Source organism: Aeromonas sp. A600620, assembly GCF_029479985.1.
Taxonomy (GTDB): Bacteria; Pseudomonadota; Gammaproteobacteria; order Enterobacterales; family Aeromonadaceae; genus Aeromonas; species Aeromonas veronii_A.
Window position 1 is genome coordinate 1 of record NZ_JAAKXB010000019.1, and the last position, 24,881, is coordinate 24,881.

General features: G+C 58.2%; 26 protein-coding genes. 14 read left to right on the forward strand and 12 right to left on the reverse strand.

The features are described 5' to 3' along the window. Positions 1-84: 84 nt before the first annotated feature. Positions 85-429 carry a GIY-YIG nuclease family protein gene (locus G5533_RS18725; RefSeq protein ID WP_216952097.1) on the reverse strand — a complete coding sequence of 115 codons (345 nt, stop codon included), beginning with the start codon at positions 427-429 and terminating at the stop codon, positions 85-87. A gap of 45 nt (positions 430-474) precedes the next feature. Here G5533_RS18725 and G5533_RS18730 point away from each other — a divergent pair, with 45 nt between their 5' ends. Further along, positions 475-1,209, forward strand: a complete 735-nt coding sequence (locus G5533_RS18730) for a substrate-binding periplasmic protein (RefSeq protein ID WP_421172392.1) — start codon at positions 475-477, stop codon at positions 1,207-1,209. On the opposite strand, the gene rarD is transcribed toward G5533_RS18730, so the two are convergent. Continuing rightward, a complete protein-coding gene (rarD, locus tag G5533_RS18735) occupies positions 1,191-2,081 on the reverse strand; it encodes an EamA family transporter RarD (protein ID WP_421295731.1) in 891 nt (296 codons plus the stop codon). The two genes, G5533_RS18730 and rarD, sit on opposite strands and share 19 nt — an antisense overlap. 99 nt (positions 2,082-2,180) lie before the next feature. On the opposite strand from rarD, the gene G5533_RS18740 reads away from it, so the two are divergent. After that, positions 2,181-2,768 carry a uracil-DNA glycosylase family protein gene (locus tag G5533_RS18740; protein WP_421254343.1) on the forward strand — a complete coding sequence of 196 codons (588 nt, stop codon included), beginning with the start codon at positions 2,181-2,183 and terminating at the stop codon, positions 2,766-2,768. Positions 2,769-2,771: 3 nt separating this feature from the next. On the opposite strand, the gene G5533_RS18745 is transcribed toward G5533_RS18740, so the two are convergent. After that, a complete protein-coding gene (locus G5533_RS18745) occupies positions 2,772-3,629 on the reverse strand; it encodes a DMT family transporter (RefSeq protein WP_421352789.1) in 858 nt (285 codons plus the stop codon). Positions 3,630-3,720: 91 nt separating this feature from the next. Between G5533_RS18745 and G5533_RS18750 the strand changes: the two genes are divergently transcribed. Further along, positions 3,721-4,611 (forward strand): LysR substrate-binding domain-containing protein, encoded by an 891-nt coding sequence (locus G5533_RS18750; RefSeq protein ID WP_040067029.1) that lies wholly within the window; start codon positions 3,721-3,723, stop codon positions 4,609-4,611. Positions 4,612-4,618: 7 nt separating this feature from the next. Here the strand turns inward: G5533_RS18750 and znuB are convergent, their stop codons facing one another. Together znuB and znuC are read right to left on the reverse strand one after the other, a co-directional pair. Beyond that, positions 4,619-5,398 (reverse strand): zinc ABC transporter permease subunit ZnuB, encoded by a 780-nt coding sequence (gene znuB / locus G5533_RS18755; RefSeq protein WP_421209339.1) that lies wholly within the window; start codon positions 5,396-5,398, stop codon positions 4,619-4,621. Positions 5,399-5,419: 21 nt separating this feature from the next. Then, positions 5,420-6,196: a zinc ABC transporter ATP-binding protein ZnuC gene (znuC, locus tag G5533_RS18760; protein ID WP_421209341.1), complete on the reverse strand. Its 777-nt coding sequence runs from the start codon at positions 6,194-6,196 to the stop codon at positions 5,420-5,422. Between the two features lie 93 nt (positions 6,197-6,289). Between znuC and znuA the strand changes: the two genes are divergently transcribed. Both znuA and G5533_RS18770 read left to right on the forward strand, forming a co-directional pair. Beyond that, positions 6,290-7,222, forward strand: a complete 933-nt coding sequence (gene znuA, locus G5533_RS18765; RefSeq protein WP_421252202.1) for a zinc ABC transporter substrate-binding protein ZnuA — start codon at positions 6,290-6,292, stop codon at positions 7,220-7,222. A gap of 67 nt (positions 7,223-7,289) precedes the next feature. After that, positions 7,290-7,964: a transglutaminase-like cysteine peptidase gene (locus G5533_RS18770; protein WP_042052461.1), complete on the forward strand. Its 675-nt coding sequence runs from the start codon at positions 7,290-7,292 to the stop codon at positions 7,962-7,964. On the opposite strand, the gene G5533_RS18775 is transcribed toward G5533_RS18770, so the two are convergent. Continuing rightward, positions 7,959-8,900: a TAXI family TRAP transporter solute-binding subunit gene (locus G5533_RS18775; RefSeq protein ID WP_421206171.1), complete on the reverse strand. Its 942-nt coding sequence runs from the start codon at positions 8,898-8,900 to the stop codon at positions 7,959-7,961. The two genes, G5533_RS18770 and G5533_RS18775, sit on opposite strands and share 6 nt — an antisense overlap. Next, positions 8,897-10,195, reverse strand: coding sequence for a LapD/MoxY N-terminal periplasmic domain-containing protein (locus G5533_RS18780; protein ID WP_421209345.1), 1,299 nt, complete (start codon positions 10,193-10,195; stop codon positions 8,897-8,899). The genes G5533_RS18775 and G5533_RS18780 overlap by 4 nt, the downstream gene beginning before the upstream one ends. A gap of 260 nt (positions 10,196-10,455) precedes the next feature. Between G5533_RS18780 and mepM the strand changes: the two genes are divergently transcribed. After that, positions 10,456-11,793, forward strand: coding sequence for a murein DD-endopeptidase MepM (gene mepM / locus G5533_RS18785; protein WP_421209347.1), 1,338 nt, complete (start codon positions 10,456-10,458; stop codon positions 11,791-11,793). A 72-nt stretch (positions 11,794-11,865) separates the two neighbouring features. Here mepM and G5533_RS18790 read toward each other — a convergent pair whose 3' ends face one another. After that, entirely contained in the window at positions 11,866-12,810 is a 945-nt protein-coding gene (locus G5533_RS18790; protein ID WP_266135387.1) for a D-2-hydroxyacid dehydrogenase, read from the reverse strand. Positions 12,811-12,972: 162 nt separating this feature from the next. Between G5533_RS18790 and G5533_RS18795 the strand changes: the two genes are divergently transcribed. Then, complete coding sequence (locus G5533_RS18795) at positions 12,973-13,554, forward strand: YjaG family protein (protein ID WP_216952088.1); 582 nt, start codon at positions 12,973-12,975, stop codon at positions 13,552-13,554. 71 nt (positions 13,555-13,625) lie between these two features. Here G5533_RS18795 and G5533_RS18800 read toward each other — a convergent pair whose 3' ends face one another. Further along, on the reverse strand, positions 13,626-14,105 hold the full coding sequence (locus tag G5533_RS18800) for a MarR family winged helix-turn-helix transcriptional regulator (protein WP_216952087.1): 480 nt from the start codon (positions 14,103-14,105) through the stop codon (positions 13,626-13,628). Positions 14,106-14,268: 163 nt separating this feature from the next. Between G5533_RS18800 and G5533_RS18805 the strand changes: the two genes are divergently transcribed. Then, a complete protein-coding gene (locus tag G5533_RS18805) occupies positions 14,269-14,796 on the forward strand; it encodes a hypothetical protein (protein WP_069526903.1) in 528 nt (175 codons plus the stop codon). A gap of 9 nt (positions 14,797-14,805) precedes the next feature. Beyond that, the gene (locus G5533_RS18810) at positions 14,806-16,404 is read left to right on the forward strand and encodes a BCCT family transporter (protein ID WP_441255216.1); all 1,599 of its coding nucleotides are present in this window, start codon (positions 14,806-14,808) and stop codon (positions 16,402-16,404) included. A 118-nt stretch (positions 16,405-16,522) separates the two neighbouring features. On the opposite strand, the gene G5533_RS18815 is transcribed toward G5533_RS18810, so the two are convergent. Further along, positions 16,523-17,761, reverse strand: a complete 1,239-nt coding sequence (locus G5533_RS18815; protein WP_421348257.1) for a multifunctional CCA addition/repair protein — start codon at positions 17,759-17,761, stop codon at positions 16,523-16,525. Positions 17,762-17,992: 231 nt separating this feature from the next. Here G5533_RS18815 and mutY point away from each other — a divergent pair, with 231 nt between their 5' ends. From mutY to mltC, 3 genes are all read left to right on the forward strand, one after another. Then, positions 17,993-19,045: an A/G-specific adenine glycosylase gene (mutY, locus tag G5533_RS18820; RefSeq protein ID WP_421209352.1), complete on the forward strand. Its 1,053-nt coding sequence runs from the start codon at positions 17,993-17,995 to the stop codon at positions 19,043-19,045. Between the two features lie 8 nt (positions 19,046-19,053). Continuing rightward, complete coding sequence (locus G5533_RS18825) at positions 19,054-19,326, forward strand: oxidative damage protection protein (RefSeq protein WP_005343152.1); 273 nt, start codon at positions 19,054-19,056, stop codon at positions 19,324-19,326. Positions 19,327-19,443: 117 nt separating this feature from the next. Next, positions 19,444-20,547, forward strand: a complete 1,104-nt coding sequence (gene mltC, locus G5533_RS18830; RefSeq protein WP_005354839.1) for a membrane-bound lytic murein transglycosylase MltC — start codon at positions 19,444-19,446, stop codon at positions 20,545-20,547. 85 nt (positions 20,548-20,632) lie between these two features. Here mltC and G5533_RS18835 read toward each other — a convergent pair whose 3' ends face one another. Continuing rightward, positions 20,633-21,019 carry a YgiW/YdeI family stress tolerance OB fold protein gene (locus tag G5533_RS18835; protein WP_263085375.1) on the reverse strand — a complete coding sequence of 129 codons (387 nt, stop codon included), beginning with the start codon at positions 21,017-21,019 and terminating at the stop codon, positions 20,633-20,635. A gap of 254 nt (positions 21,020-21,273) precedes the next feature. On the opposite strand from G5533_RS18835, the gene G5533_RS18840 reads away from it, so the two are divergent. Together G5533_RS18840 and ompA are read left to right on the forward strand one after the other, a co-directional pair. After that, positions 21,274-22,311 carry an SGNH/GDSL hydrolase family protein gene (locus G5533_RS18840; RefSeq protein WP_441255217.1) on the forward strand — a complete coding sequence of 346 codons (1,038 nt, stop codon included), beginning with the start codon at positions 21,274-21,276 and terminating at the stop codon, positions 22,309-22,311. A 266-nt stretch (positions 22,312-22,577) separates the two neighbouring features. Beyond that, positions 22,578-23,615, forward strand: coding sequence for a porin OmpA (gene ompA, locus G5533_RS18845; protein WP_227341426.1), 1,038 nt, complete (start codon positions 22,578-22,580; stop codon positions 23,613-23,615). A 131-nt stretch (positions 23,616-23,746) separates the two neighbouring features. On the opposite strand, the gene G5533_RS18850 is transcribed toward ompA, so the two are convergent. Continuing rightward, positions 23,747-24,769, reverse strand: coding sequence for a GGDEF domain-containing protein (locus tag G5533_RS18850; protein ID WP_019445736.1), 1,023 nt, complete (start codon positions 24,767-24,769; stop codon positions 23,747-23,749). Positions 24,770-24,881 lie beyond the last annotated feature (112 nt).

Here is a 24,881-nt window from a genome sequence, read left to right on the forward strand (position 1 = left end):
CCCCGATGCGGTACATAGGGGGTTCTGAGTAGAGAAATGCTAGTTGAAAATGTGTAAACCTATTTCAGGACTAGATAGTAACCCTTAAGGTCGGGTCGTTTCGGGTAACCACTGCGGGCTCCAGCTCTGCCAGAGTGCCGGGCTGTGGATCAGCTGCTCCTTGAAGGATTTTGGCTGCTGCTTGAGGCGATATTCGAGGCGCAGGGCTGCCCCCTTCTCGCCGACCTCCTGCTGCCAAGCCAGCGTCAAGGGGCCCTTGCCGCGCAGGGCGCGAGCCCCCTTGCCGCTCTGGTGCTGACGCAGACGACGTTGAGGATCCGTGCTGACCCCGGTATAGAGCAGGCCGGTGGCGGTGCGCACCATATAGATAAACCAGCGAGAAGAGGGGGGAGAGGCGTGCGGGGATATCCCGTCAGGAGGTTTTATCATTTGTACTTCTCTGTGCCAAACTCAAAAGCAGTGCAAGGAGGTGCGATGAGAGTCTGGTTCTGGTTGTGGTTACTGTTGTCGGTTCCGGCTCTGGGGGAGACGATCCGTCTCTACGATTACCATCAGCATCCGCCCTTCAATACCGGAGTGGATGCCGGACTGAGCCGCGAGCTGGTCAAGTATCTCAATGAAAAGTTGGGGGGGGAACCCAGAATCGAGCTCTGGCTGGTTAATCGCGCCCGGCTGGCGCTGGAGATGGCGGATCCCGACTTTGACGGTCTGGTGGTCTGGGTCAATCCCGCCTGGGTAGGGGATCCCCATCGCGAGCGTTATCTCTGGACCTTTCCGGTGATGCGCGACACCAACGAGCTAATCTCGAACATCGACAAGCCGATCACCTATCGCGGACCCGACTCCCTCAAGGGATTGGTGTTCGGCGGGGTGGAGGGCTACCGCTATCAGGGGATCGACGATGCGGCAGCAAGGGGAGAGCTGGAGCGTCACGATGCCAAGAAGGTGAAGACCAATCTTGAGCTGCTGGTGCGCGGCCGCATCGATGTGACCATGGTGCCTGGCTCCGCGCTAGGCTTTTTCATCGACTCAAACCACTATCAGGGCAAGCTGTTTATCTCGCCCTTCCCCCAATCCAGCTATACCCGCCATATCCTGCTGCCCAAATCTCGCCCAGAGCTGCATGCCACCCTCAACGACATCGCCGAGCAGATGGACAAGGATCCCCGCTGGCACAAGGTGCTGGAGTCCTATCGCGGTACGCCCTGAGGGCGGCGCTTGAGCCGGTGCAGCGGCAACAGGCTCACCAGCAAACCTGCCCAGACGAAGGCAAAACCGACCGCCTTGATGGGGTCCGGCGCTTCACCAAACCAGTAGATGGCGAGCAGGAAGGCGAGGCTGGGCTCGATATATTGCAGCAGCCCCACAGTGCTCATCCGGGTTCTCGCCACTGCGTAGCAGAACAGCCCCACCGGCAGCAGGGTGGCGGGGGCACTGCCCATCAGCAGCAGCTTGTCGGCCAGATCCCTGTTCACGAATGCCCCTTCCCCGTGCCACGCCAGCGTGCCGATGATGATGAGCGCGACGGGCAGTTGCACCATGGCTTCCAGATAGAGGCTGGTGCCGGTGTCGTAGTGGATCTTCTTCTTGATAAGGCCGTAGCAGGCGAAGTTGGCCCCCATGATGAGGGAGAACCAGGGGAGCTGGCCGTAGCAGAACAGCATGTAGGCAAGCCCCGCCAGCGCCAGGGCGACTGCCAGATGCTTTTGCGGGGTGAGTCGCTCTTTGAGGAAGATGACGGCGAATACGATATTGAACAGCGGGGTCATAAAGAAGGCGAGGCTGGTGGTCAGTACCTGTCCGGTGGTGAGGCACCAGGTGAACATGCACCAGCTGATCGACATCACTGGACCCGCCAGCAGAATGAGGCCGAGCTGGCGCGGCTCGCTGCGCAGTTGTGCCCAGGGCACCTTGTGGCCAAGCAGCAAAAACAGGGCACCCAGCAGCACCACAGACCAGAGCACCCGGTGGGAGATCAGCTCCCACATGTTGACCTCGGGCATGAATTGATAATAGAGCGGCAGCATCCCCCACAGGATGAAGGAGAGGGTCGCGGTGCCGGTACCTAGCCAGTTTTTCATTATTGTCCGTTTATTAAATTAAACATCCATGGCGATAGTAGGGGGAGTGCCCTGTTTCCACAAGAGGGAAAGCAGGGAAATGCTGGTACTATCAACGTCATGCAGCGAATCGATAAGTTGTTTGAGCAAATCAGGGCCTGCCGTCTGTGCGAGGCTCATCTGCCGCTGGGGCCTCGTCCGGTGATCCGCGGGGCCGAGAGTGCCCGCTTGCTGATCATCGGTCAGGCGCCCGGCACCCGGGTGCATGCCAGCGGTATCCCGTGGGATGACCCTTCCGGTGACAGGCTGCGCCATTGGCTCGGTGTCGATAAGGCCACCTTTTACGACGAATCCCGCATCGCCATCATGCCGATGGGGCTCTGCTATCCCGGCAGGGGAAAATCCGGCGATCTGCCGCCGCGCCCCGAATGTGCACCCACCTGGCACGACAAGGTATTGATGCTGTTGCCCAATATCGAACTGACCCTGCTGATCGGCCAATATTCACAAGCCTACTATCTGCGGGGGGCTGCCAAAGGGTCACTCACCGACACGGTGCGCAGCTGGGCCGACTATGGCCCCGGCTGGCTGCCGTTGCCGCATCCCTCCCCACGCAATACCCTCTGGCTCAGGAGGAATTCCTGGTTCGAGGAGGAGATCGTCCCCCATCTGCAGCAAAGGGTCGCCCCGCTTCTGGGGAGACCCTGAGTATTAGAGCGCTGGCTCGGCCAGCGGTTTTGGCTTGCTGCGCGCCATGGCGATAAGTGGCAGGACGATGCAGATACAGCCCAGCAGCAGCGGCAGGCCCGGCTGCTCGTCAAACAACCATACCCCGATGGCCACCGCCATCAGCAGACCGGTGTACTCCGCCGAGGCGATCTTGCTAGCCTCCGCCTTGCGATAGGCCACCACGCACAATCCCGCATAGACCATGATCAGCGCCGAAGATCCGAAGGCGGGCCACCACATCTGCCACTGCCAGTCGCCCCCTTCCCACAGTGCCAGCGCCAGAATGAAGGGCATGCTCAGCACGTTGGTGAAAAACAGGGTCTGGGCGATGGGCTGCTTGAGCGGGATCCGCTTGATCAGCAGATTGTTGAGCGCCATCGACAGCGCTACCCCGAGCGCCGCCAGTGCGGCCCAGTTCACTTCGGTCGGGCGCAGCACGATCAGTACCCCGATAAATCCGATGACTGCGGTCAGCACCTTCTGGCGCGAGATCGCTTCCCCCGCCATCCACACCGCCAGCGGTACCATCATCAGCGGCGCGACATAGAAGAGGGCGTTGGCAGTGGCGAGCGGCAAGCGGGTGAGGGCCACTACCATCAGACAGACGCCGACCGCCCAGATATGGGCCCGCAGCAGGTGCCACTTGATGGCCACCGGCGGGTTGCGGCGCCATGACCAGAGCAGCCAGGGCATCAGCAGAATGGCGGCCGAGAGCTGGCGGAAAAAGACAAACTGGAAGATGGGCTGATCCGGCTCCAGCACCTTGACCAGCGCATCGGAAAAAACCGCCACCATATTGCCCAGCACCAGATAAAGGATGCCGATCCCTACTGCATTCATACCACCTCCCACTTCAGATGAGGGGAGGGTAGCGTGCCGGTTGATATCCAGTAAAATGATAAAAAATGACCATTCATGAGATATTTAGATAATGAAGCTTCCTCCCCTGCGTGCGGTGCAATATTTCGAGGTGGTGGCCCGGCTGCTCAGCTTCTCCCGCGCCGCTCTGGAACTGAACGTCAGCCAGAGTGCGGTCAGCCACCAGATCCGTCTGCTGGAGGATTTTCTGGGTGAGCGCTTGCTGCTGCGTCAGGGGCGGTTGCTCTCGCTGACAACCCAGGGGGAGAGCTACTTCGAAGGGATTGCTGCCGGGCTTAGCCAGATTGCCCAGAGCAGCGAACAGCTGCGCGGTGGCGGCGAGATGCGGTTGCGCCTCGCGGTCTACAGCTCGTTTGCGGTTAAGTGGCTGATCCCGCGGTTGGCTGGATTGCGCCAGCTCTACCCCGAGCTGGATTTGAGTCTGGAGATGGTGGCGGAAGATCCTGAGCTATCTGATAGGGTGGCGGATTGCTTTATCACAGTCTCACCCCACGGACGGGGCTACTGCCACGATCTTATCTATCAGGAGCGGCTCTTTCCGGTCTGTAGTCGCCGCCTGTTGCAGCAGATCAGCGGGGAGTGGCCTGAGGCCATCTGGCAGTTGCCGCTGCTGTCGGTGCAGTCCATCTACAAGGCGCGGGGGGAGGATTGGCAGCGCTGGGCCAAGGCCGGCGGGCTGGTTATTCCGGACGAGGCACGGATGCACCACTTCAGCCATGTGCTGTTGGCGATGGAGGCGGCGGCCTGGGATCAGGGGGTGGCATTCGTGAATGATTACATGCTGCGGCCCGATGATCCCCAGCTGGTGGCCTTGCCGGTACACCAGCTGGAGACGGGGGATGCCTTCTACTTTACCTGCAAGCGCTCGCGGGCCCATGAGCCCGCCATCAGCCGGTTGCGCCAGTGGCTGATGATGGAGACACGCCAGAGCATGCCGCTCTAGCGCGGCATCAAGCGTTCTTGAACTGGCTTAGGACAAACAGGCTGGTGGCGCAGACGACGACAGAGGGGCCTGCCGGAGTATCTTGATACCAGGAGAGGGTCAATCCACCCAGCACGGCGAGACAGCCAATCAGCGCGGCAAAGCCGGCCATCTGCTCCGGTGTCTGGCTAAAGCGGCGGGCGGTAGCGGCAGGGATGATCAGCAGGGAGGTGATGATCAGCGCCCCGACAAACTTCATCGCTACGGCGATCACCAGCCCGATCAGCAGCATCAGCACGCAGCGCAACACGTCGACCCGGATCCCCTCGACCCGCGCCAGCTCTTCCGAGATGGTCATGGAGAGCAGGGGATCCCAAAGTCGCCACAGGGTGAGCAGCACCAGCGCGCCACCGCCGTAGATCCAGAGCAGGTCCATCGGTTGTACCGAGAGCAGGTCGCCGAACAGGTAGGCCATCAGATCCACCCGCACGTTATCCATAAAACTCAAGGTAACCAGACCGAGAGACAGGGCGCTGTGGGCCAGAATGCCGAGCAGGGTATCGGTCGCCACCTGCTGGTTGCGACTCATGATCACCAATAGCATTGCCATGGCGAGGCAGCAGACCACTACCGCCAGGGTGAGATCGACCTGCAGCAGAATGCCCAGCGCGATGCCGAACAGGCAGGCGTGGGAGAGGGTGTCGCCAAAGTAGGCCATCTTGCGCCATACCACGAAGCTACCTAGGGGGCCGGCCAGCAGGGCAATGCCGAGACCGGCCGCGAGGGCGTATAACAGAAAGCTGTCCACTTGAATGTCCTGTTGCTTGCGCTATTTACTGTGAGCGTTGTTGCGAGAAGGCAGGCGGATGACGGGGGCCTGCGGTTCATGATGATGGTGTTCGCCGTCGCAGTGGTGATGGTGGGTATAGACCGCCAGCACCTCCTGCTCCGGGCGCCCGAACAGGCGGGCAAATTCGGGATGGCGGGCCACGCTTTCCGGCTCGCCATGGCAGCAGACGTGGCGATTAAGGCAGATCACCTCGTGGGTGCTGGCCATCACCAGATGCAGGTCGTGGGATACCATCAGCACGGCGCAATTGAACTCGGCGGCGAGCTGACCGATGAGGGCATAGAGTTCAATCTGGCCGGTGATATCAACCCCTTGCACCGGTTCGTCCAGCACCAGCAGCTCGGGCTTGACCAGCAGGGCGCGAGCCAGCAGCACGCGCTGCATCTCGCCGCCGGAGAGTTTTTGCATCCGGTTTTCCAGCAATCCCTCTGCGCCCACCCGGGTCAGTGCCTCCTCGATGGAGAGGCGGCTATTTTTGCCCAGTTGCAGGAAGCGTCGCACTGTCAGCGGCAGGGTGGGATCCAGATAGAGGCGCTGTGGTACATAGCCGACTCTCAGATCGCGGCTGCGGGTGATCTTGCCCGAATCCGGCGTGAGCAGGCCCAGCACCAGCTTGCTCAGGGTGCTCTTGCCCGCCCCGTTGGGGCCGACGAGCGTGGTGATTTTGCCTTTATTGAGGGTAAAGGAGACCTTGTCGAGCACAGAGCGTCCATCAAACGAGAGAGAGACCTCTTTCAGCTCTACCAGTTGGTTCATGACAACTCCGGGGTTTACAGCCAGTGAGAGTTATAATATAACAAAAAGCGGCTGTTATATTATCACATACTCACCCCCTGACGAGATTCACCAATGAGAATTATTGTGCTTTTCACTGCCCTGCTGGCGGTGAGTTTGCCTGTTCGTGCCATTGAGGTTCTGACCACCATCAAGCCCCTTGGCTTCATCGCTGCGGCGATCACTGACGGGGTGAGCGAGCCCAAGGTATTGCTGCCGACCGGTGCCTCTCCCCACGATTTCTCCCTGCGCCCTTCCGATATTCGCAACATCAACAGTGCTGGGCTGGTGGTGTGGGTTGGCCCCGAGCTGGAAGGTTTTATGGCCAAGCCGCTGGCCAATCATCCCCATGCTTTGGCCCTGACTCAGGTTGAGGGAATGCCGCTGTTCAACTACGCGACTCAGGATAGTCATGACTCCCATGACCATGATGATCACGATCATGCCGCCCACGAGCACGGTGACCATGATGAAGGGCATGAGGGGCATCATCACGAAGGGGTCGATCCCCACATCTGGCTTGGCCCGACGCAGGCCAAGGTAATTGCCAAGGCGATCGCAAGTGAATTGGGCAAGCTGGATCCGACCAATCAGGCTCGCTATGACGCCAACCTCGCGGCATTTGATACCAAGGTGGATGCCAAGGACAAGGTGATTGCCGGCCAGATGAAGGCAGTGAATGAGAAGGGGTACTTTGTCTTCCACGAGGCGTATGGCTACTGGGAGCGCCATTACGGCATGAGTTCAAAAGGTCACTTTACCGTGAGCCCTGAGCGTCGCCCGGGCGCCAAGACCCTGGTGGATATCCGCAAGGCACTGGAAGAGAAGCAGGCGAGCTGCATTTATGCCGAGCCGCAATTTTCACCGGCAGTGATCGAATCGGTGGCACGCAATACTGGCGCCAAGGTGCTGTTGCTTGATGAGGTGGGTGAACAGGTGCCGCTCGGCCCGGATGGTTATCCCCAATTCATGCAACAACTGGCAGACGCATTTGCCCAATGTCGCTGATTAGCGGCTGAGTCTCTCATCCGGACGGACTATACTGACCTCCAGCATCTGACATGGAGTGTCCGGTATGAAATGGTTGTTGATCCCGGCCTGCACACTGGCGCTATGTTGCGCCAGTGTGCAGGCTTCGCGCCTTTCCGAATATATTGCCAGCCCCGATCTGCGGGCCAAACTGCAGGAGGTGTACGGTGGCCGCGCCATCCAGCGGGCCGAGGCATTCTCTCGTCTGCTCACTCCCAGAGCGGGAACCACGGATCAGCAGAAGATCGAGCTGGTGAACAACTACTTCAACAATCTCACCTACAGTGAAGACCCCAAGCTGTGGGGAGATGAGGATTACTGGGCCAATCCGCTGGAGTTCATCGGTGCCCGGGGTGGGGATTGCGAGGATTACAGCATCTCCAAGTACTACACCCTGATGGAGCTGGGGGTGGATGAGAAGAAGCTGCGGTTGGCCTACGTCAAGGCGGTGCGTTACAACCAGTTCCACATGGTGACGCTCTACTTCCCGACACCCAAGGCTGATCCACTGGTGCTCGACAACATCAACAGCCGGATCCTGCCGGGTAGCAAGCGTACCGATCTCATTCCCGTTTACAGTTTCGATGCCAAAAGCATCTGGATCATGAAGTCACGGCGGGAAGGGACGCTGGCGGGGAGTGCCGATCGGCTGGCGCAGTGGACATCGATGAAGACCCGTTTCTCCAGCGAGCAACTGCGCTCTCCCCGTCGTCAGCTATAGCTTGCCCGCCGCCTTCAACTCATCGAAATATTTCGCCGCGCCCGGATGCTGTTCAATGCTCAGCACAGGGCCGGTTTTATTGCGTGCCCGGTGAAACATATTGGCGTAGCCATAAGTTTGCTCATTGAATTTGGTTTGCTGGGTCAGCATGGCCTTGGTCAGGCGATAGACAGACTCTTCCGGCATGGTGGCATTGGTAACCAGGGTGGCGGCAATAGCAAAGGTGGGCGTCGCCTTCAGATTGCCGGGGTAGATGCGGGCAGGCACCTGACTGCGTTGGTAATATTTGACACCCTTGAGTAGCTGATCCCGGGTGGCCCCATCGATGGGGAGGAAAGTGACCGCGCAACGTTTGGCGGTGTCGAGCACAATCCGGTTAGGGTGTCCCATCACCAGTGCAAATGCATCGATCTGCTTGCTACAGAGCGCATCCGGCAGGTTGGCCATGCTCTTCAGATCGAGATCCTGTTCTTTCGCTCCCAAGATGTTGAACAGGGCCAGCGCCGTCTGGCGGGTACCCGAGTTCTTCAACCCCATATCGATGGGGGCGAGCTTGAGCTGTTCCAGTGACGTGATATCTCCATCGGCACGTATCACTATGGTGAAGGGCTCTGCATGGGTGGCAAATAGTGCGCGCAGCTCAGGTTGCGGCTGCGTGGCAAAAGGGCCCAAGCCCTTGCTTGCCTGATACAGCCAGTCTGACTGCACCATGGCGTAGGAGGACTCGCCACTCTTCAGTCGCTTCAGGTTTTCTATTGAACCCGATGAGCTCTGCAGCTTGCACGCAAGTTGCTCGTCGACCTCATGAGCCAGACGGCAAAATTCTTTGGTTATCTGGTGATAAATCCCCTGCTCACCCCCGGTGGTTATAGTGACGGTTTCAGCCATCAGGCAGGGTTGCCACAGCAGGGGCAACAGCATGGCGAGCTTCTTCATGATTGCGTCTCCTTGGCATAACCATCGATACCCCAGGTCCGCAGTTTGTCGATGTCGCGACACTCTCCCGATTCTGCCAGCAGGGTATAACCGGCGGCATGCATGGTCTGGGAGAGCAGATTCCAGTAGAGCGGTTCATCGGTCAGCTGACAGCTGATAAAGATGGGATTGAGCGGGTCAAGTTGATTGAAGGTATCCGCATTGAGGGGAATGGCGCTGAAGGCGAGCTCACACCCCTTTTCCTGCAACGCAGCCAATGTGACTTGGCCATGGGCAGGGAATGTGGCCACATCCCAGCGCCAATCCAGTGTTTTGCCGCGGCCCTGGCTTAGCAGAGGGGCGATTTCTGACCATTGCGGATGATTGAGCAGGGAGAGGGGTAGCAAGATCCCCTCTATATGGGAGCGCTGCCATAACTCCAGGGTGCTATGGATGGTCGCGAGATCGCTGTCGGCTCCGAGGGGCTGACTGGGCAAGAAACGCTGATAGAGGGCGATTTCCCCTTGTGTGGAGACAAATTTTTGCAGTTGCCCGCCTTCTGGCAGCGGGCTTAGCCCTTGCAGTGGCTGTGGCATGGTTGGGGCAAGCTGTTTTCCCAGTTGGGTGATCTTGAGCCGTTGTTGCAGCAGATCCCGCTTGCGTTCGGAGACCAGTTGGTTGATGGAAAGTGCCACCTCTTTAAGGTCTTGCAACCAAGGGGTGGGCAGGGTGCTGTTGAACTGGTGTTTGCGCAGCCGGATCAGCTGCACATTGATCTGCTCCAGTGGTTGCAGCAGGCGCTTGCACACCAGAGAGATGACCAGGGTAAATACGACGAGCCCCGCCAGCAGGGCTATGCCGGTGCGACTGATGGCATTCCACAGATGCTGATAGGCGTAGCCGCTATGTCCCTCAAGGGTCAGAGTGCCCAGCATGCGCCAGCCATCGGTCAACTCTTGCTCAATCTTGACGGGGGGCATGCCGATAACCGAGGGAAGCCAGCCGGGAACATTCTGCTGGGTAGAGTGGAATACCTTCTGAAACAGCACCTGACCATCCGGATCCACCAGCATGACCGAGCTGACGAAACCGCCATCGAACATGGCATTGACGATGGTTTCGGCCAGCACCTGATCATCATTGAGCAGGGTGCCTTGCAGTACCAGTCCAAGGGCTGTGATGGCGGTCTCCAGATTGGCCGACATCTGATCAAGGATTGACTGGCGGACTGTCGTGACTTCCAGTGCAAACAGCAGCGCTGCACCGATCAGGAACAGGACGACAATTATTCTGATTAACAGTTTTGCTAACGACATATCCACTCCATGGAAAAATTATCGCAACATTTGAATTTTTAATGCCGAATCGAGTCCGACCCGGCTCTTAAAAATAGGAAAAAATAGTTAAAAAAGGCGATCATTTCTGCCCATCAGGGCGTGTTATGCATAAAATGTGAGGTTCATGCAGATTGTGATGAACTATTTGTAACTATTTGTGTCCAACAAACAGTTTTATACGGTTTTGTCACAACTGACATCGCAACTCACACTCTTTAGATCTAAATACAGGATAGCGGATGAAACGTCTCCGTCCCTTGGTAGTACAGGCTGCCAATTGGGAACCACCGGTTCCCCGCAAACACTTTTACGCCATGCTGATGCTGACGGCCATGACCCTGTCAGCAGTGGCATTATTGCCAGCTCCGGGTGACATCCTCGAGCGGCCGCTGCGTCTTGAGTTGCCCATTGATACCGCCGGTACGGCAACCAACGAAAACAACACCGACTTTAACGAAATCCCCGATCACGAACTGGTTGATCAGAGTGCGCCGGATGACGACATCCCTGTTGATACCGCACCGCAGTGGCAGGATTACCGGGTGCGTAATGGTGAGAACCTGACCGCCATTTTTAACAATCTGGGACTCTCTACCACTACTCTCTACAAGGTACTTGATGCGGACAGCAAGAACTATCTGGCCAGATTGAAACCGGGCCAGACCATAGAGCTGCTGATCGATCAGGACAACATCCTGCAGCAACTCAAAATCCGCCTGAACATCAAGCAGACTCTGGTGATGGCACGCAGCGATGATGCCTATACCGCCTCCATGATCAATGAGAAGGTCGAGTGGCAACCTCAGCGTTACAACGGCGTGATCAACGGCAGCTTCTATGTCAGTGCCCGCAATGCGGGGATTCCGGCCAATCATATCCAGAAGATTGCCAACCTGTTCCAGTGGCGGATGAACTTTGCCCAGGATCTGAAAAAGGGCGATAAATTCAAGGTGTTGGTACGCCAGGAGACAGTCGAGGGCAAGAGCACCGGTAACAGCCAGCTGCTGGGTGTGGAAATGATCAGTCAGGGCAAGACGGTGTCGGCCTGGCTCTCCGATGATGGCAACTATTACGATGGTCAGGGCAACAGCCTGGAGCGTGGTTTCCGCCGTTATCCGACCCACAGTCGTTACCGGATCAGCTCAAACTTCAACCCCGCGCGCAAGCATCCTGTGACTGGTGCTATCCGTCCCCACGAGGGGACCGACTTTGCCGTTCCGGTGGGTACCCCGGTACTGGCCACGGGTGACGGTGTGGTCCAGAAGGCGACCAGCCACCCGCTGGCGGGTACCTATATCGTCATCAAGCACGGTCGAACCCTCTCTACCCGTTATCTGCACCTGAGCAAGTTGCTGGTCAAAACCGGTCAGCGGGTGAAGATGGGCGACAAGATCGGCCTCTCCGGCAATACCGGTCGCTCGACTGGTGCTCACTTGCATTACGAGCTGCGGATCAACAACCGTCCGGTTAATGCCATGACCGCCAAGCTGCCGATGGCTGAACCGCTCAGTGGCAAGGAGCGTCGCCAGTTCCTGGCCAAGGTGAAGAGCTACCGCAAGGAGCTGGCCGCCGGTTAATCGCTGTAGCCACTAGCTGAAATGAAAAAGCCCCGCCAGACTGGCGGGGCTTTTTTGCATGCGCAGTGTTGGTCAGTAACCCTTGTCGAAGTCAATCTTGCCATCCAGTGGCTGGCCATCGATAAAGCGAATGTAGTTGCGTACAAATATCTGGGCCACATCCTCTGGAAAGCTGTAGGCGCTGTTGTGGGGGGTGACGATGAGGTTGGGTTGTCCCCACAGTGGACTGTCGGCGGGCAGCGGCTCCTGCTCGAATACATCCAGCACCGCCATTGCCAGCTTGCCGGTACGCAGTGCGGTGAGCAAATCGCCCGAGTGTACAGCGCTGCCACGACCGACGTTGAACAGGATGGCGCCCGGTTTGCAGTGTTCGAAGCGGGCGGCATTGAAGAGATGACGGGTATCGCGGGTGGCAGGCAGCACGCTGACGATGACATCGGCCTGCGCCAGCATCTTGTTGAGCGCAGGCAGCTGATAAACCTGGTCAAACCCGGCACGCTCCCGACCACTGCGGCTGATGCCCAGCACCTTCATACCAAAATGTTTGCCGGTGTGGGCGATATGCTGGCCAATGCTGCCGGTACCCAGGATCAGCATGGTTTTCCCTTTGAGCCCCTGATAGGGGTGACTCTGCCAGAGTCGTTGTCTTTGTTGTTCCCGATAGAGAGGAAGTTGGCGTGTCAGACTGAGCAGATGACCAAAGACATACTCGCTCATCAGCGGGCCGAAGATGCCGCGCACGTTGGTGAGCTGATAGTTGCGACGACTGTCCGGATCGAGCAGCACGTCGACCCCGGCATAGGTGGACTGGAACCAGCTCAGCTTGTTGGCTTTGGGCAGCAGTGGCTTGGCGCGGGCTGGCTCTGCCAGCAGAATATGGGCCTCGCCGATAAGTTGTTCGGCATCGCTCGGGTTGTCGGCCCGCAGAATGCGCAGATGAGGGAGGTTGGCCGCCTTGAGCAGACGTTCGTAGTGAGCATTATCCTGGCTGAGCAAAAGAAGGGTACGTTGGCTCATACTCTTGTTCCTTATCAGAATTTGCGGCGCGACAAGATGCCGCTCTCGTCCCATCTTACCCGAGTTGCCAGCGCAACATAGCCGACCAGGGCGCTTTTTCGTTTTCGCCACGCCCCTCGTGGGCTACAATCTGCCCCACATTTTGCAAAGGATCCGACTCCAGTGTTTGGTGACAAGTTTTATAAGCGACTGGCCGAGCTACAGCCTTGGCAACAGACCGTCTACACCCTGGCGCTGGCAGAGCGCATGTACCCCAACTATGCCCTGTTCAGCCAGGCTTCCGGTTTTGGCAATGCAGATGCCTTCCGGCACGCGCTGGATCAGATGTGGAACTATCTGACCGTCAAGGGCTCACGTGTCAATCTGGGAGCCATTCTCGAAGAGTTAGAAGCCCATATCCCGGATCCCCGCAAGTTTGAATCCTACGGCGCCTATCCGGCGCTGGATGCCTGTGTGGCACTGGGCTGCGCCTACAACTCGGTGATCTGCCGGGTTGGCGAAGAGGCCAACGATGCCAGCCATGCCTCCGTTGGCACTGTGGCCGGTTTTATCGAGCTGCTGGAGGAGCGGGATCTGACAGAAGAGGAGCTCTACGAGCACGAGTACATGGAGGCCGAGCTGGAGTTTCAGGTCGAGTTGCTCAAGCGGGTTGCCCATGAGCGCGACAGCGATCGTATCCTGGCTATCAGAGCATTCGCCTCTCAGGATGGCGTCTCCAATATCGGTATCAGCCTGGAAGAGTAATTATCTCCGGTGCCTGATAGACAAAAGCTCCCGGTCGGGAGCTTTTTTTATGTCTGTCATTCTGTGGCTGTTTAAGCTTGCTCTTCGGTCAGGGGTCTGACGCTCAGCACCGGGGCAGCGTCGATTTCATCTGCATTCATCATGGTGGAGATGCGTTGCAGGGAGGAGAGCAGCAGGGTCTGTTCCCACGCTTCCAGCGCCTGAAAACGCTGGATGAAGCGCTCTTGCAGCGGGGTCGGGGCCTGGGCCAGCAGGGCGCGGCCTGCGTCAGTCAGTGTCGCGTGAACCTTGCGCTTGTCGGTATTGCTGCGAACGCGCTGCACCAGTTGACGGCTCTCCAATCGGTCCATGATGGTAGTGGCGGTGGCCTGGCTCATGTTGGTGTGATCGGCCAGCTGACGCATGGAGATCTGTCCCAGCTCGTCGATCCCTTTTAGCAGCAATAGTTGCGGGGAAGTGAGCCCGGCTTCTTTGATCAAGCGCCTGGAGTGCATGTCGATGGCACGAATAATCTGGCGCAGGGCGACCAGCACTTCATCATGTTTTTCCATTGGGTGTGCGTCATTGGAAGGCTATGGAGAGGAGCAAAATTTTCCGCCTAATTCGTCACAAGGTCAATATGGTTTTTGATGTAATAATTTCTGCTCTAACTAATTCTGTGTTAGGTTGACGGGCATTTCACGGAATTCACCCTGACATTTGAGGAGCGAAATGATGAATGACGAGCTGGATATCAAGTCTCTGGTGGCCGAGTTACGTGTGGTCAGAGTGCGCTATGAACTGCCGGATACCTCGGCTTTTGTGCGCTATCAGCCTGCCTATGATGAAGACCCCAACAACCTCAAAGTACACCACTATGATGGTGAGTTACCCCTCTCTTGCAGTGAGACAGGTACTTTCAACCTAAAGGAGTTGGTGAATGAATTGCGCTACGCCTATGTGCTGGTGCACCTCTTTCCTGACGAAAGTGCCATGAACTTCTATCTGACCGGCCTCGATACCGGCCTGGCCCAGCTGGAGTTCATCGGTGGCTCTTACGACTTCAACCGCCTTTGGATCACCAGCGGTGTCTCCAATCTGGGTGTCCCCATGGCCATCTTCCTCGGCAAGCGTCACGCCGTGAACGGCCAGCCCTCGGTTTCGCTGGTAGATCACCGCGAACAGGCGGCTGGCAAACTGGTCTATCGCGCCATCGGCGGTGCCGGTGATCATGTGGGCGAAGACTTTTTCAACAACGACTAAGGAGGCTGGATGCGAGCAAGCAAAGGGCTATTGAAAGGCCTCAACCCGACCATGGCCATGACGGCCCTCACCGTGATCACCCTGTTTTTGCTGTTTGGCGTATTTGTTCCCGATACCGCGGCCGCCTGGTTTGTCGGTGCCAAGGATCAGATTATTGCCGGGTTCAAGTGGTACTACATTCTGGTGGTCGCCCTGTTCCTGTTCTTCGCTGTCTACCTGATGTTCAGCCGTTTTGGCAGCATCCGGCTGGGTGACGACGACCAGGTACCGGAGTTCGGCTACTTCGCCTGGTTCTCCATGCTCTTTAGTGCGGGCATGGGGATCGGTCTGGTGTTCTGGAGCATCGCCGAGCCGATGAATCATCTGCAGGACAATCCGTTCATTACCGAAGGGATGACCCCGGAGGCGGCCCAGATCGCCATGCGCCTCACCTTTTTCCATTGGGGCCTGCACCCCTGGGCCATCTATGTGATCGTCGGCCTGTCACTGGCCTTTTTCAGCTACCGGCGCAAGTTGCCGCTGGCGATCCGCTCCGTGCTCTACCCCATCCTTGGCGAGCGGATTTACGGTTTTTGGGGCCATGCGGCCGATGTGCTGGCCGTGTTCGGCACCGTCTTCGGGGTGGCGACCTCCCTTGGTCTGGGGGTCTCCCAGATGAATACCGGCCTCAACCAGATGTTTGGTATGGCGGTATCGCAGTCCAACCAGCTCTGGCTGATTGGTGGCATCAGCCTGATCGCCACCCTCTCGGCGGTCTCCGGGGTCGGGCGCGGAGTGAAGATCCTCTCCGAGCTCAATATCTGGCTGAGCGTCTTCGTGCTCGCACTCTTTCTGGTGCTGGGGCCGACCACCTATATCCTCAACGCCTATGTGCAGAACATCGGTGATTACCTGCAGAACATCGTCAAACTGAGCTTCTGGACCAACACCGAGGCCAACGGCACCTCGGCCTGGCAGTCGAGCTGGACGGCGTTTTACTGGGGCTGGTGGATTGCCTGGGCGCCGTTTGTCGGCATGTTTATCGCCCGTATCTCCAAGGGGCGTACCATTCGCGAGTTTGTGCTAGGTGTGCTGCTGGTACCCTCGCTGCTCGGCATGTTCTGGCTCACCGTGTTTGGCGGCACGGCGATGAATCTGGAGCTGTTTGGCGGTGGCGGCGTGGTCGCTGCGGTCAATCAGGATGTGACGCTGGCGCTCTACAAGACGGTCGAGCTGCTGCACTGGGATACCTTCGGCTGGATCACCAAGGCCGTGCTGACCCTACTCATCTGCACCTACTTCATCACCTCCAGTGATTCGGGCACGCTGGTCATCACCACACTGCTCTCCATCGGTGATCAGGAGCCGCCGGTGCTGCACCGCGCCGTATGGGGTCTGGGGCAGGGGCTGGTCGCTGCGATTTTGCTGGTCTCTGGCGGTCTTGCTGCCCTGCAGGCGGCCAGCATCATAGCCGCGCTGCCCTTCTCGGTGATCATGCTGGCCATGTGTTATTCGCTGATGCTGGGGCTTAAACAGGAGAGCCAGCGCCAGTTCGAGTATCGTCAGAACCTCAAGCGCCACGATGGCTCATCCCATATGAGCCTGATGGAGCGAATTGGTCCTGCATAACGGCACCAGCAGGGGTTAGCGTCCCCTCACATATCAATCTGGATGCAAAACGGCCGCCCTGGCGATGCTCTCCTTGCGGAGCTCATCATCAGGGCGGCCGTCTGTTATGGGGCCGAGGTTACTCCTCGATAAAGGTCCACTCATCCTTGATGCGGCTAATGGCATCGGTCCGCTTTTTGGCGAGCTGCTCCTTGATCTCTTCTCCCTTGTAACCGGCCGCCACTATATCTTTCACCGGCACCGCCTGGGCGGCAGCCAGCGCTTCTGCCACATAGTCCGGCTCGGCGTAGACCCGCTCCTCGAAACCTGTGCGGCCGTGGAAGTCGGCGCGGCAGGCATCCAGCAGCTGGGCAAAGCGCTCGGGGCGACGCCAGGCATCAGCCTTGTCGAACACCTTGAGCAGGGTGGCGGGCTTGAGCTCAAAGGCGATATGGATGTGGGTGTGCAGATCGCTCACCAGCAGCGCCAGATCCCGGCACTCATTGGGTACCCGGAACCGCTCGCACAGAGCGCGAATAAGCGGCAGCCCTTTCTGGCCGTGACCGTGATGGCTTGGCCAGAACTCCTTGGGGGTTACTCCCTTGCCAAGGTCGTGGCAGAGGGCAGCAAAGCGGACGGTCAGCTCGGGGGAGATCCGGCACGCCTGCTCCAGCACCATCAGGGTGTGGATGCCGGTGTCGATCTCCGGGTGCCACTTGGCCGGGGCGGGGACGCCGAACAGAGCGTCGATTTCGGGGAAGAGTGCCTTGAGGGCGCCGCACTGGCGCAGCACCTCGATAAAGATCTGCGGGGTTGGCCCCAGCAGCACTTTTTCCAGCTCCTTCCAGACCCGCTCTGGCGTGAGGTGGGCCAGCTCGCCAGCGGCCGTCATCTCGCTCATCAGGGCGAGGGTCTCCGGCGCTATGGTAAAGCCCTGAGCGTGGAAGCGGGCGGCGAAGCGGGCGACCCGCAAGATGCGCAGCGGGTCTTCGGCAAAGGCAGGAGAGACGTGGCGCAGCAGCCGCTTTTCCAAATCCTCGATGCCACCGTAGGGATCGTGGAGCTGGCCCTGATCATCTTCGGCGATGGCGTTGATGGTGAGATCCCGGCGCAGCAGATCCTGTTCCAGCGTCACATCGGGGGCGGCGTGGCAGACAAAGCCGGTGTAGCCCTGACCCTGTTTGCGTTCGGTACGGGCGAGGGCATACTCCTGCTGGGTTTTGGGGTGAAGAAATACCGGAAAGTCACGACCGACCTGGGTAAACCCCAGCGCCAGCATCTGCTCCACGGTGGCGCCGACCACCAGATGATCCCTGTCGCCCTGCGGCAATCCCAGCAGGCGATCCCGCACTGCGCCCCCAACCAGATAAGTCTGCAAACCGTCTCTCCCGTCATCAATCGTGGGCCCGAGTATATCGTCTTTGTTACCGCTTTGCTGCCTGACCACCACCTGCCCGCAGCGCCAGTCAGCGCGGCTTTGACTTGGGCGTGACGAGGCCTTACGCTGCCGCACCAGACAGCTGGCGTGCCGGATGACTTTATGCCCGCGCAGGCCAGATGAGCCGAAGGAACCGCAGAGTTCCCCATATATCAACGACATGAGAACAACGTGAATCAATCAACCTTCGCAAGCAGGGTTCTGGAGTGGTACCAGCTTCATGGCCGCAAAACCCTGCCCTGGCAGCAGGAGAAGACCCCTTACCGGGTCTGGGTCTCGGAGATCATGCTGCAGCAGACTCAGGTCGCTACCGTGATCCCCTATTACCAACGTTTTATGGCACGCTTCCCCGATGTGGTGGCACTGGCTGATGCCCCCGTCGACGAGGTGCTGCACCACTGGACCGGGCTTGGCTACTATGCCCGGGCCCGCAATCTGCACAAGGCGGCCCAGCAGATCCGCGATCACCACCACGGCCTCTTTCCCGAGCGCTTTGACGAGGTGGTGGCGCTGCCGGGCATTGGTCGCTCAACCGCCGGGGCCGTGTTGTCGCTCTCTCTTGGTCAGCCTCACGCCATCCTTGATGGCAACGTGAAGCGGGTGCTCACCCGCTGGCTGGCGCTGCCGGGCTGGCCGGGCCAAAAACAGGTGGAGAATGAGCTGTGGGAGATCGCCATCCGGCTCACTCCCAAGCTGGGTGTGGCGCAATACAATCAGGCGATGATGGATATCGGGGCGACAATCTGCACCCGCAGCAAGCCTGCCTGTGATCGCTGTCCGGTGCGGACCGATTGCCAGGGGCTGTCGCAAGGCAAGCCCACCGCTTATCCCAACAGCAAGCCGAAGAAGAGCATTCCGGCTCGCGATGGCATCATGCTGCTGATCCGTCACGGCGATGAGCTGCTGCTGGAGAAGCGGCCGCCGCAGGGGATCTGGGGCGGGCTCTACTGCTTCCCGCAGGTGGCTTCGCTGGCGGAGGTGGATGGTCTGCTGGCGTCCCTTGGCCTGAGCCATCACGGCTATCGGGAACTGGCCGGTTTTCGCCATACATTCAGCCACTTCCATCTCGATATTCGGCCGCTGCTGATTGACATTGATGAGGCGCAGCCGCTGCGGCTCATGGAAGCAGATAACCGACTCTGGTATAACTTACGCCATCCTGCCGAGGTGGGGCTGGCGGCCGCCACGGCCCGTCTGCTCGCCTATCCAGAGTTACAACCATAGAGGTCAACATGAGCCGTACTGTATTTTGCCAACGCCTGAAAAAAGAGGGCCCGGGTCTGGATTTCCAACTCTATCCCGGTGAGCTCGGCAAGCGAATTTTTGACAACATCAGCAAGGAAGCCTGGGCCGAGTGGCAGAAGAAGCAGGTGATGCTGATCAACGAGAAAAAGCTCAACATGATGAATCTTGAGCATCGCCAACTGCTGGAAAAAGAGATGGTCAGCTATCTGTTTGATGCAGGTGAAGTGCAGATCGAAGGTTACACCCCGCCTTCCCAGTAAGCTCTCCGGCTGTTGTACGTGTGAACAGGTGCGGTAATGGCGCCACACTGGCGTGACCGCTCCTGAAGTCGCAGCAAATGAATGATGGGCAGCTCTGCTGCCCGGTTTGAGGATCCTATGGGCCGAATTTTTTGGCTGCTGTGCACCCTGCTGTTTCTCTCTGCCTGCTCATCCTCCCCCAAGCCCAGCGGGAGTGAGGATGACGATCTGGTCAACGGCAAGGACATCCGCGGTTTTGAACATATGATCAGCGCGCTCTCCCATAACGTGAACGAGATATGGGGGCGGGAGGCGCTGTTTGCGGGCAAGTTTGACTACGTAAAATACACGGATCAGTACAAGAGCCGGGCCCACATCGACTTCTCCAGCGGCCACATCATGGTGGAGACGGTCTCGGGCATCGATCCCCGCGCTCACCTGCGTCGCGCCATCATCGAGACTCTGCTGACGCCGGACGATCCGGCCGAAGTGGATCTTTACTCCGACCGGGAAATTCTGACCGGCGGCGAGCCCTTCCTCTACGGTCAGGTGCTGGACAATCAGCGCCAGCCAATCCGCGCCTCCTGGCGCGCCGAGCGTTATGCCGATTACCTGCTCAACACGGCGATGAAGAAGCGCACTCTGGGTATTCGCACCATCTTCTTCGTCGATATACCCATGGTGGCCAACCATGAAGATCGACGGGGCTACAAGTATGCGGGGATCATCCGGGAAGCGTCGCGCAAATACGGCGTGCCGGAGAGCCTGATCTATGCGGTGATCAAGACCGAGAGCAGCTTCAACCCCTATGCGGTGAGTCATGCCAACGCTTATGGCCTGATGCAGGTGATCCCGGCCACCGCGGGTCGTGACGTCTATGTTCGGGTCAAGGGTAAGAACGGCCAGCCGACCCGGGAGGAGCTGTTCAACCCGGCCTACAACATCGATGTCGGTACCGCCTATCTGCACCTGTTGCAGACCGTCTATCTGGCGGATATTCAGGATCCGCGCTCCCGTCGCTATGCGGTGATCTCCGCCTATAACGGTGGTGCGGGCGGGGTACTCAATACCTTCTCCAGCGATCGCAAGGCGGCGCCGGGCCGGATCAACCGGCTCTCCCCCGAGGCGGTCTATCAGGTGTTGACCGAGCAGCATCCCAAAGAGGAGGCGCGCCGTTACCTCTACAAGGTCAATCAGGCCGAGAAAGGGTTCAAGAGAGCCTTTGCCAGTCGGGCCGGTTAAGCGGTGACGCTGGGTTAACCATGCAAAAGGGCGCTTGATATCAAGCGCCCTTTTAACGTCTGGCCCGTTCGTCGTTGAAGTGGCCTTATTTGGCAATAAAGCCGCCCTTGGTCTGCGGGGCCGCGCCCACTTTCTCCAGGGTTTTCACTTCCACTTCGGTTTTGTTCCAGCTGTGGTCCACTTCACCATGGATGCGGATCTGATCATCCGGGCCCACTTCGGTGCCACGCCACACATCCTGATCCACTTCGACCTCCACTTCACCGCTGGCATCGCGGAACAGATAGTTCTCGCCGCCCAGGTGCTTGACCAGTTTCCCTTCCAGAGTGGCCCAGCTGTCATCGGCCAGATCTTTCAGTTGAGCAACGGAAACCTTGTTCTGCTCTTGCGGGCCGGTATAGGCCGCCATGGCAAAAGAGGAGACAGACATCAGGGTCAACAGTCCGATTACGCTTGCGCTTGCCTTGTTCATTTCATACTCCTGTCGTTGGTATGGGGGCATTGTGCTGTGCAGGGCGTGAAACAAGCGTGAAAGAAATAGGCTGGTGTGATTGTCTGTTTTGTGAGCGCAAGCGATTTCATCGGTGGCGGAACATGTGTGATTTCATCTGGAACTGTAATCTGTCGCCTTCACCAGAAGTCAGTGGCAGCAGACTCTTCCCATGCCTGTCGCCACTCGAGGAGAAGTCCGCAGGTCTCACCTGCTTAATCGAAGAGCATAACAATATGAAAAAATGGCTTGTTTGTTTATTGGGGTTAATGGCATTAACCGCGCAAGCGGCAGAGGGACGCCAACCTTTTTCCCGGGTCGTGATGTTTGGTGACAGCCTCTCCGACACCGGCAAGATGTACAAGAAGATGCGGGGGTATCTCCCCTCCAGCCCACCTTACTTCAACGGGCGCTTCAGCAACGGCCCGGTGTGGCTGGAGCAGTTGGGTGACGAACGTTTCCCCGGTCTGGTCGTGGCCAACGAGGCGGAAGGCGGTGCAACCGCGGTGGCCTATAACCATCTGGGCGCCCTGAACGGCTGGCTCGGTTTCTGGTCCTGGGATCCCAAATATCAGGTGATCAACAATCTCGATTACGAGATCGATCAGTTCCTGAAAAAGGACAAGTTCCGCCCCGATGATCTGGTGGTGATCTGGGTCGGTGCCAACGACTATCTGGCCTATGGCTGGAACACCGAGCGGGATGCGGATCGGGTGATCGATACCATCCGGCTGGCATCCAACCGGTTGGTGCTCAACGGCGCGCAGCAGATCCTGCTGTTCAACATTCCTGATCTGGGGCAGACCCCGTCAGCCCGCAGCATGAAGGTGGTGGAGAAGGTGCGCCATGTGGCCAGCTACCACAACCAGAAGTTGCAGAACCTCACTCGCGAGCTGGCTCCCCTTGGCATCGTGAAGCTGTTCGAAGTGGACAAGCAGTTTGACGAGATGATGCGTGATCCCCAGCTGTTCGGGCTGAGTTACACAGAACACGCCTGCTACGGTGGCGGCTATACGTGGAAGCCGTTCTCCGGCAGCGCCGCCGAGGTGGCTGCGACCCCGGCTTTGAGTGTCTCCGAAAGAGTGGCTATTGCCGGTAACCCGATCCTGGCGCAGGCGGTGGTGAGTGGGCAGGCAAAAGAGCGAGCCGCAACTCTTAACTGTGATGAGCATATGTTCTGGGATCAGGTGCATCCGACCAGGACGGTGCACAAGGTACTGAGCCAGCGTGTAGCTGACTTTATCGATCAGCACTACGAGTTTGTTCGTCACTGATATCGCTTCGGGCCAGCATGTTGCTGGCCCTTTTTCTGCTATCTATCCTCATCTGTGCGTATTTTTGCGTCACATTCAGTTCAAATAACAAGCGTTTGTTGCTGTTTTTGTAACGTGGTTGCGTTAGAGTGTTTTTTGTTAATTGATATCAGTGACTTGAAAATAGGCTAACGTTGATATGTTGCGATCGCTTTTGGGTGGTTGCACCTATAAGACGAGGTGATATCAATCAACCTCCTCCTACATAAAGTTGCAGAGGCTCAAACATGAAAAAATCATTGATTACCTTGCTGGTTACCGGCTTGCTGGCGGCCAATGCCCAGGCGGCCGGTCAGGACAACACCTGGTATGGTGGTGCCAAACTGGGTTGGTCCAACTTCTACGGCATTGATGAAAGCAATGCCCTGACGCTTGGCAATGAGACCAACGATGCCCTGGGTGCGGGTGTGTTCGGCGGCTATCAGATCAACAAAAATCTGGGGCTGGAGCTGGGTTACGACTACCTGGGCAATTACAAATACGATGCGACTACGGCGGCAGGCGCTTTCAGTGATGAAGTGAAAGCACAGCTGGCCCAACTGACCCTGAAACTGGGTTTCCCGGTTACCGATAATCTGGATCTGTATGGTCGTGTCGGTGGCGGTTATGGCTGGGCTGATACCAAGAGCGATCTCTACAAGGATGACAGCCGCTTTGTCATGGTCGGTGCTCTGGGTGCCGAGTATGCGTTTAACCTCGACTGGGCTGCTCGCCTAGAGTACCAGTACACCACCCCGTATGGCAGCCGTGATGATACCGGCCTGAGAATGGATAACGGCTTGCTGTCGTTGGCAGCGGTTTATCGCTTTGGTCAGGTTGCCCCCGTGGCACCCGCTCCGGCACCAGCCCCGGCTCCCGAGCCTGTGATGGTCGAGAAGCAGTTCACCCTGAGCTCTGATGTGCTGTTTGACTTCAACAAGGCGACCCTCAAGCCAGAGGCCAGTCAGGCTCTGGATAGCCTCTACAGCCAGATTGAAGAGGCGCGACCCAAAGATGGCGTGGCAACCGTAATTGGTCACACCGACCGTATCGGTTCCGATGCCTACAACCAGAAGCTCTCCGAACAGCGTGCCCAGACCGTTGCCAACTATCTGGTTGGTAAAGGGATCCCGGCCGCCAAGATCAATGTGGAAGGGCGTGGTAAATCCTCGCCGGTTACCGGCGACAGCTGCGTCAGCAAGTCCAAGCGTGAGCTGATCGTCTGTCTGGCTCCGGATCGCCGTGTTGATGTGAAAGTCGAAGGTGTCAGCGAGGTGCAGGAGTAATCCTTCACACTGAGCAGAGTTCCACTGGGGCTGGAATGAACAGCCCTTGTCGGAGCAAGAGAGACCAAAAAGCCAGTCAGTTGATCTGACTGGCTTTTTACATTGGCATTGCGGTCGGGCAGGGGACTAAATCAGGAAGGGAGCGGCATCACCCGGTTGCGCCCCAGCTCCTTGGCCTTGTAGAGCAGCTTGTCGGTACGTTCGACCAGACAGTCTGCGCTCTCCTGACCGTTGAACTCACCCACGCCAAACGAGGCTGTGATGTGGTCAATGCGGCGGCCCGATTTGCGATCCAGAATGGACATCCGCTCGATGGCGCGGCGCATGCTCTCCGCCATCTGTCTGGCCAGCGCCAGCGAGCGATGGGGGACCAGCATGGCGAACTCCTCCCCACCCAGTCGATAGGCGGTGACCCCCTCCTTGCATGCATCGCGCAGCCGTTTGCTGAAGGCGCGCAGCACCTGATCGCCGAGCAGGTGACCGTACTCGTCGTTGAAGTTCTTGAAGCGATCGATATCGGCGAGGATCAGCGAGAAGGGGTGCTGGCTGCGGATCAACCCCTCCAGCTCCAGATCGAAGGCGCGGCGGTTGAGCAGGTTGGTGAGGGCATCCTCGTTGGCCAGTTTGCGTGTCTCGTTGAGCGCCGCCCGCAGTTCCTTGATCTCTTTCTCCGCATTGCTGAGCTGGTTGCGAAAGTGCATGGTGGACATGCGCACATCCCGCGATTCGCGCACCAGCTCTCGCAGGATCCCCATGGTATCTTCCAGGCTGAAGCCCTCGTCATCGATGCGGCTGAGCTTGTCAAAACTCTTGTCGAGCATCTCCTGAAACATGCCGGTATCGGAGATGGCGTCCTGCATGGAGTGGCCTAGCTCGTTGGCCATGGCGGCGAGGCTCAGTTTCATCGCCTCCATCTGCTTTTCGTCCTGAGCGGCCAGATACTGGTGATAGAGTCGCTCGCAGGTGGTGAGCGAGCAGGTTCCCTGCATTTTGACAGCCTGATCAATCGCCTGGTTGAGCTCGGGCATGCTGGCCGAGACATAGTTGTACCACAGGTGGTAATTGTCCGGCGTCGTGGGGATCTGGTACTTGATCATCAAAGGGACCGCCTGTTTGAGATAGGCGGCGGATTGGGCAAATGTGTCCTTACTCATGAGTTCTGTGTCTCATTATGCCAGCGAACTGAAGATAGTATGACAGAGAGATTGGCCAAAAGGCAGCCGATGGATGCCATTCGCCCCCCCCTCCGATATAATGGCACCGTTA

What these genes read in the sequence shown, in the direction of transcription:
- G5533_RS18725 (WP_216952097.1), bottom strand. Translation starts at nt 429, where the DNA reads ATGATAAAACCTCCTGACGGGATATCCCCGCACGCCTCTCCCCCCTCT.
- G5533_RS18730 (WP_421172392.1), top strand. Translation starts at nt 475, where the DNA reads ATGAGAGTCTGGTTCTGGTTGTGGTTACTGTTGTCGGTTCCGGCTCTG.
- rarD (WP_421295731.1), bottom strand. Translation starts at nt 2,081, where the DNA reads ATGAAAAACTGGCTAGGTACCGGCACCGCGACCCTCTCCTTCATCCTG.
- G5533_RS18740 (WP_421254343.1), top strand. Translation starts at nt 2,181, where the DNA reads ATGCAGCGAATCGATAAGTTGTTTGAGCAAATCAGGGCCTGCCGTCTG.
- G5533_RS18745 (WP_421352789.1), bottom strand. Translation starts at nt 3,629, where the DNA reads ATGAATGCAGTAGGGATCGGCATCCTTTATCTGGTGCTGGGCAATATG.
- G5533_RS18750 (WP_040067029.1), top strand. Translation starts at nt 3,721, where the DNA reads ATGAAGCTTCCTCCCCTGCGTGCGGTGCAATATTTCGAGGTGGTGGCC.
- znuC (WP_421209341.1), bottom strand. Translation starts at nt 6,196, where the DNA reads ATGAACCAACTGGTAGAGCTGAAAGAGGTCTCTCTCTCGTTTGATGGA.
- znuA (WP_421252202.1), top strand. Translation starts at nt 6,290, where the DNA reads ATGAGAATTATTGTGCTTTTCACTGCCCTGCTGGCGGTGAGTTTGCCT.
- G5533_RS18770 (WP_042052461.1), top strand. Translation starts at nt 7,290, where the DNA reads ATGAAATGGTTGTTGATCCCGGCCTGCACACTGGCGCTATGTTGCGCC.
- G5533_RS18775 (WP_421206171.1), bottom strand. Translation starts at nt 8,900, where the DNA reads ATGAAGAAGCTCGCCATGCTGTTGCCCCTGCTGTGGCAACCCTGCCTG.
- G5533_RS18780 (WP_421209345.1), bottom strand. Translation starts at nt 10,195, where the DNA reads ATGTCGTTAGCAAAACTGTTAATCAGAATAATTGTCGTCCTGTTCCTG.
- mepM (WP_421209347.1), top strand. Translation starts at nt 10,456, where the DNA reads ATGAAACGTCTCCGTCCCTTGGTAGTACAGGCTGCCAATTGGGAACCA.
- G5533_RS18790 (WP_266135387.1), bottom strand. Translation starts at nt 12,810, where the DNA reads ATGAGCCAACGTACCCTTCTTTTGCTCAGCCAGGATAATGCTCACTAC.
- G5533_RS18800 (WP_216952087.1), bottom strand. Translation starts at nt 14,105, where the DNA reads ATGGAAAAACATGATGAAGTGCTGGTCGCCCTGCGCCAGATTATTCGT.
- G5533_RS18805 (WP_069526903.1), top strand. Translation starts at nt 14,269, where the DNA reads ATGAATGACGAGCTGGATATCAAGTCTCTGGTGGCCGAGTTACGTGTG.
- G5533_RS18810 (WP_441255216.1), top strand. Translation starts at nt 14,806, where the DNA reads ATGCGAGCAAGCAAAGGGCTATTGAAAGGCCTCAACCCGACCATGGCC.
- G5533_RS18825 (WP_005343152.1), top strand. Translation starts at nt 19,054, where the DNA reads ATGAGCCGTACTGTATTTTGCCAACGCCTGAAAAAAGAGGGCCCGGGT.
- mltC (WP_005354839.1), top strand. Translation starts at nt 19,444, where the DNA reads ATGGGCCGAATTTTTTGGCTGCTGTGCACCCTGCTGTTTCTCTCTGCC.
- G5533_RS18835 (WP_263085375.1), bottom strand. Translation starts at nt 21,019, where the DNA reads ATGAACAAGGCAAGCGCAAGCGTAATCGGACTGTTGACCCTGATGTCT.
- G5533_RS18840 (WP_441255217.1), top strand. Translation starts at nt 21,274, where the DNA reads ATGAAAAAATGGCTTGTTTGTTTATTGGGGTTAATGGCATTAACCGCG.
- ompA (WP_227341426.1), top strand. Translation starts at nt 22,578, where the DNA reads ATGAAAAAATCATTGATTACCTTGCTGGTTACCGGCTTGCTGGCGGCC.
- G5533_RS18850 (WP_019445736.1), bottom strand. Translation starts at nt 24,769, where the DNA reads ATGAGTAAGGACACATTTGCCCAATCCGCCGCCTATCTCAAACAGGCG.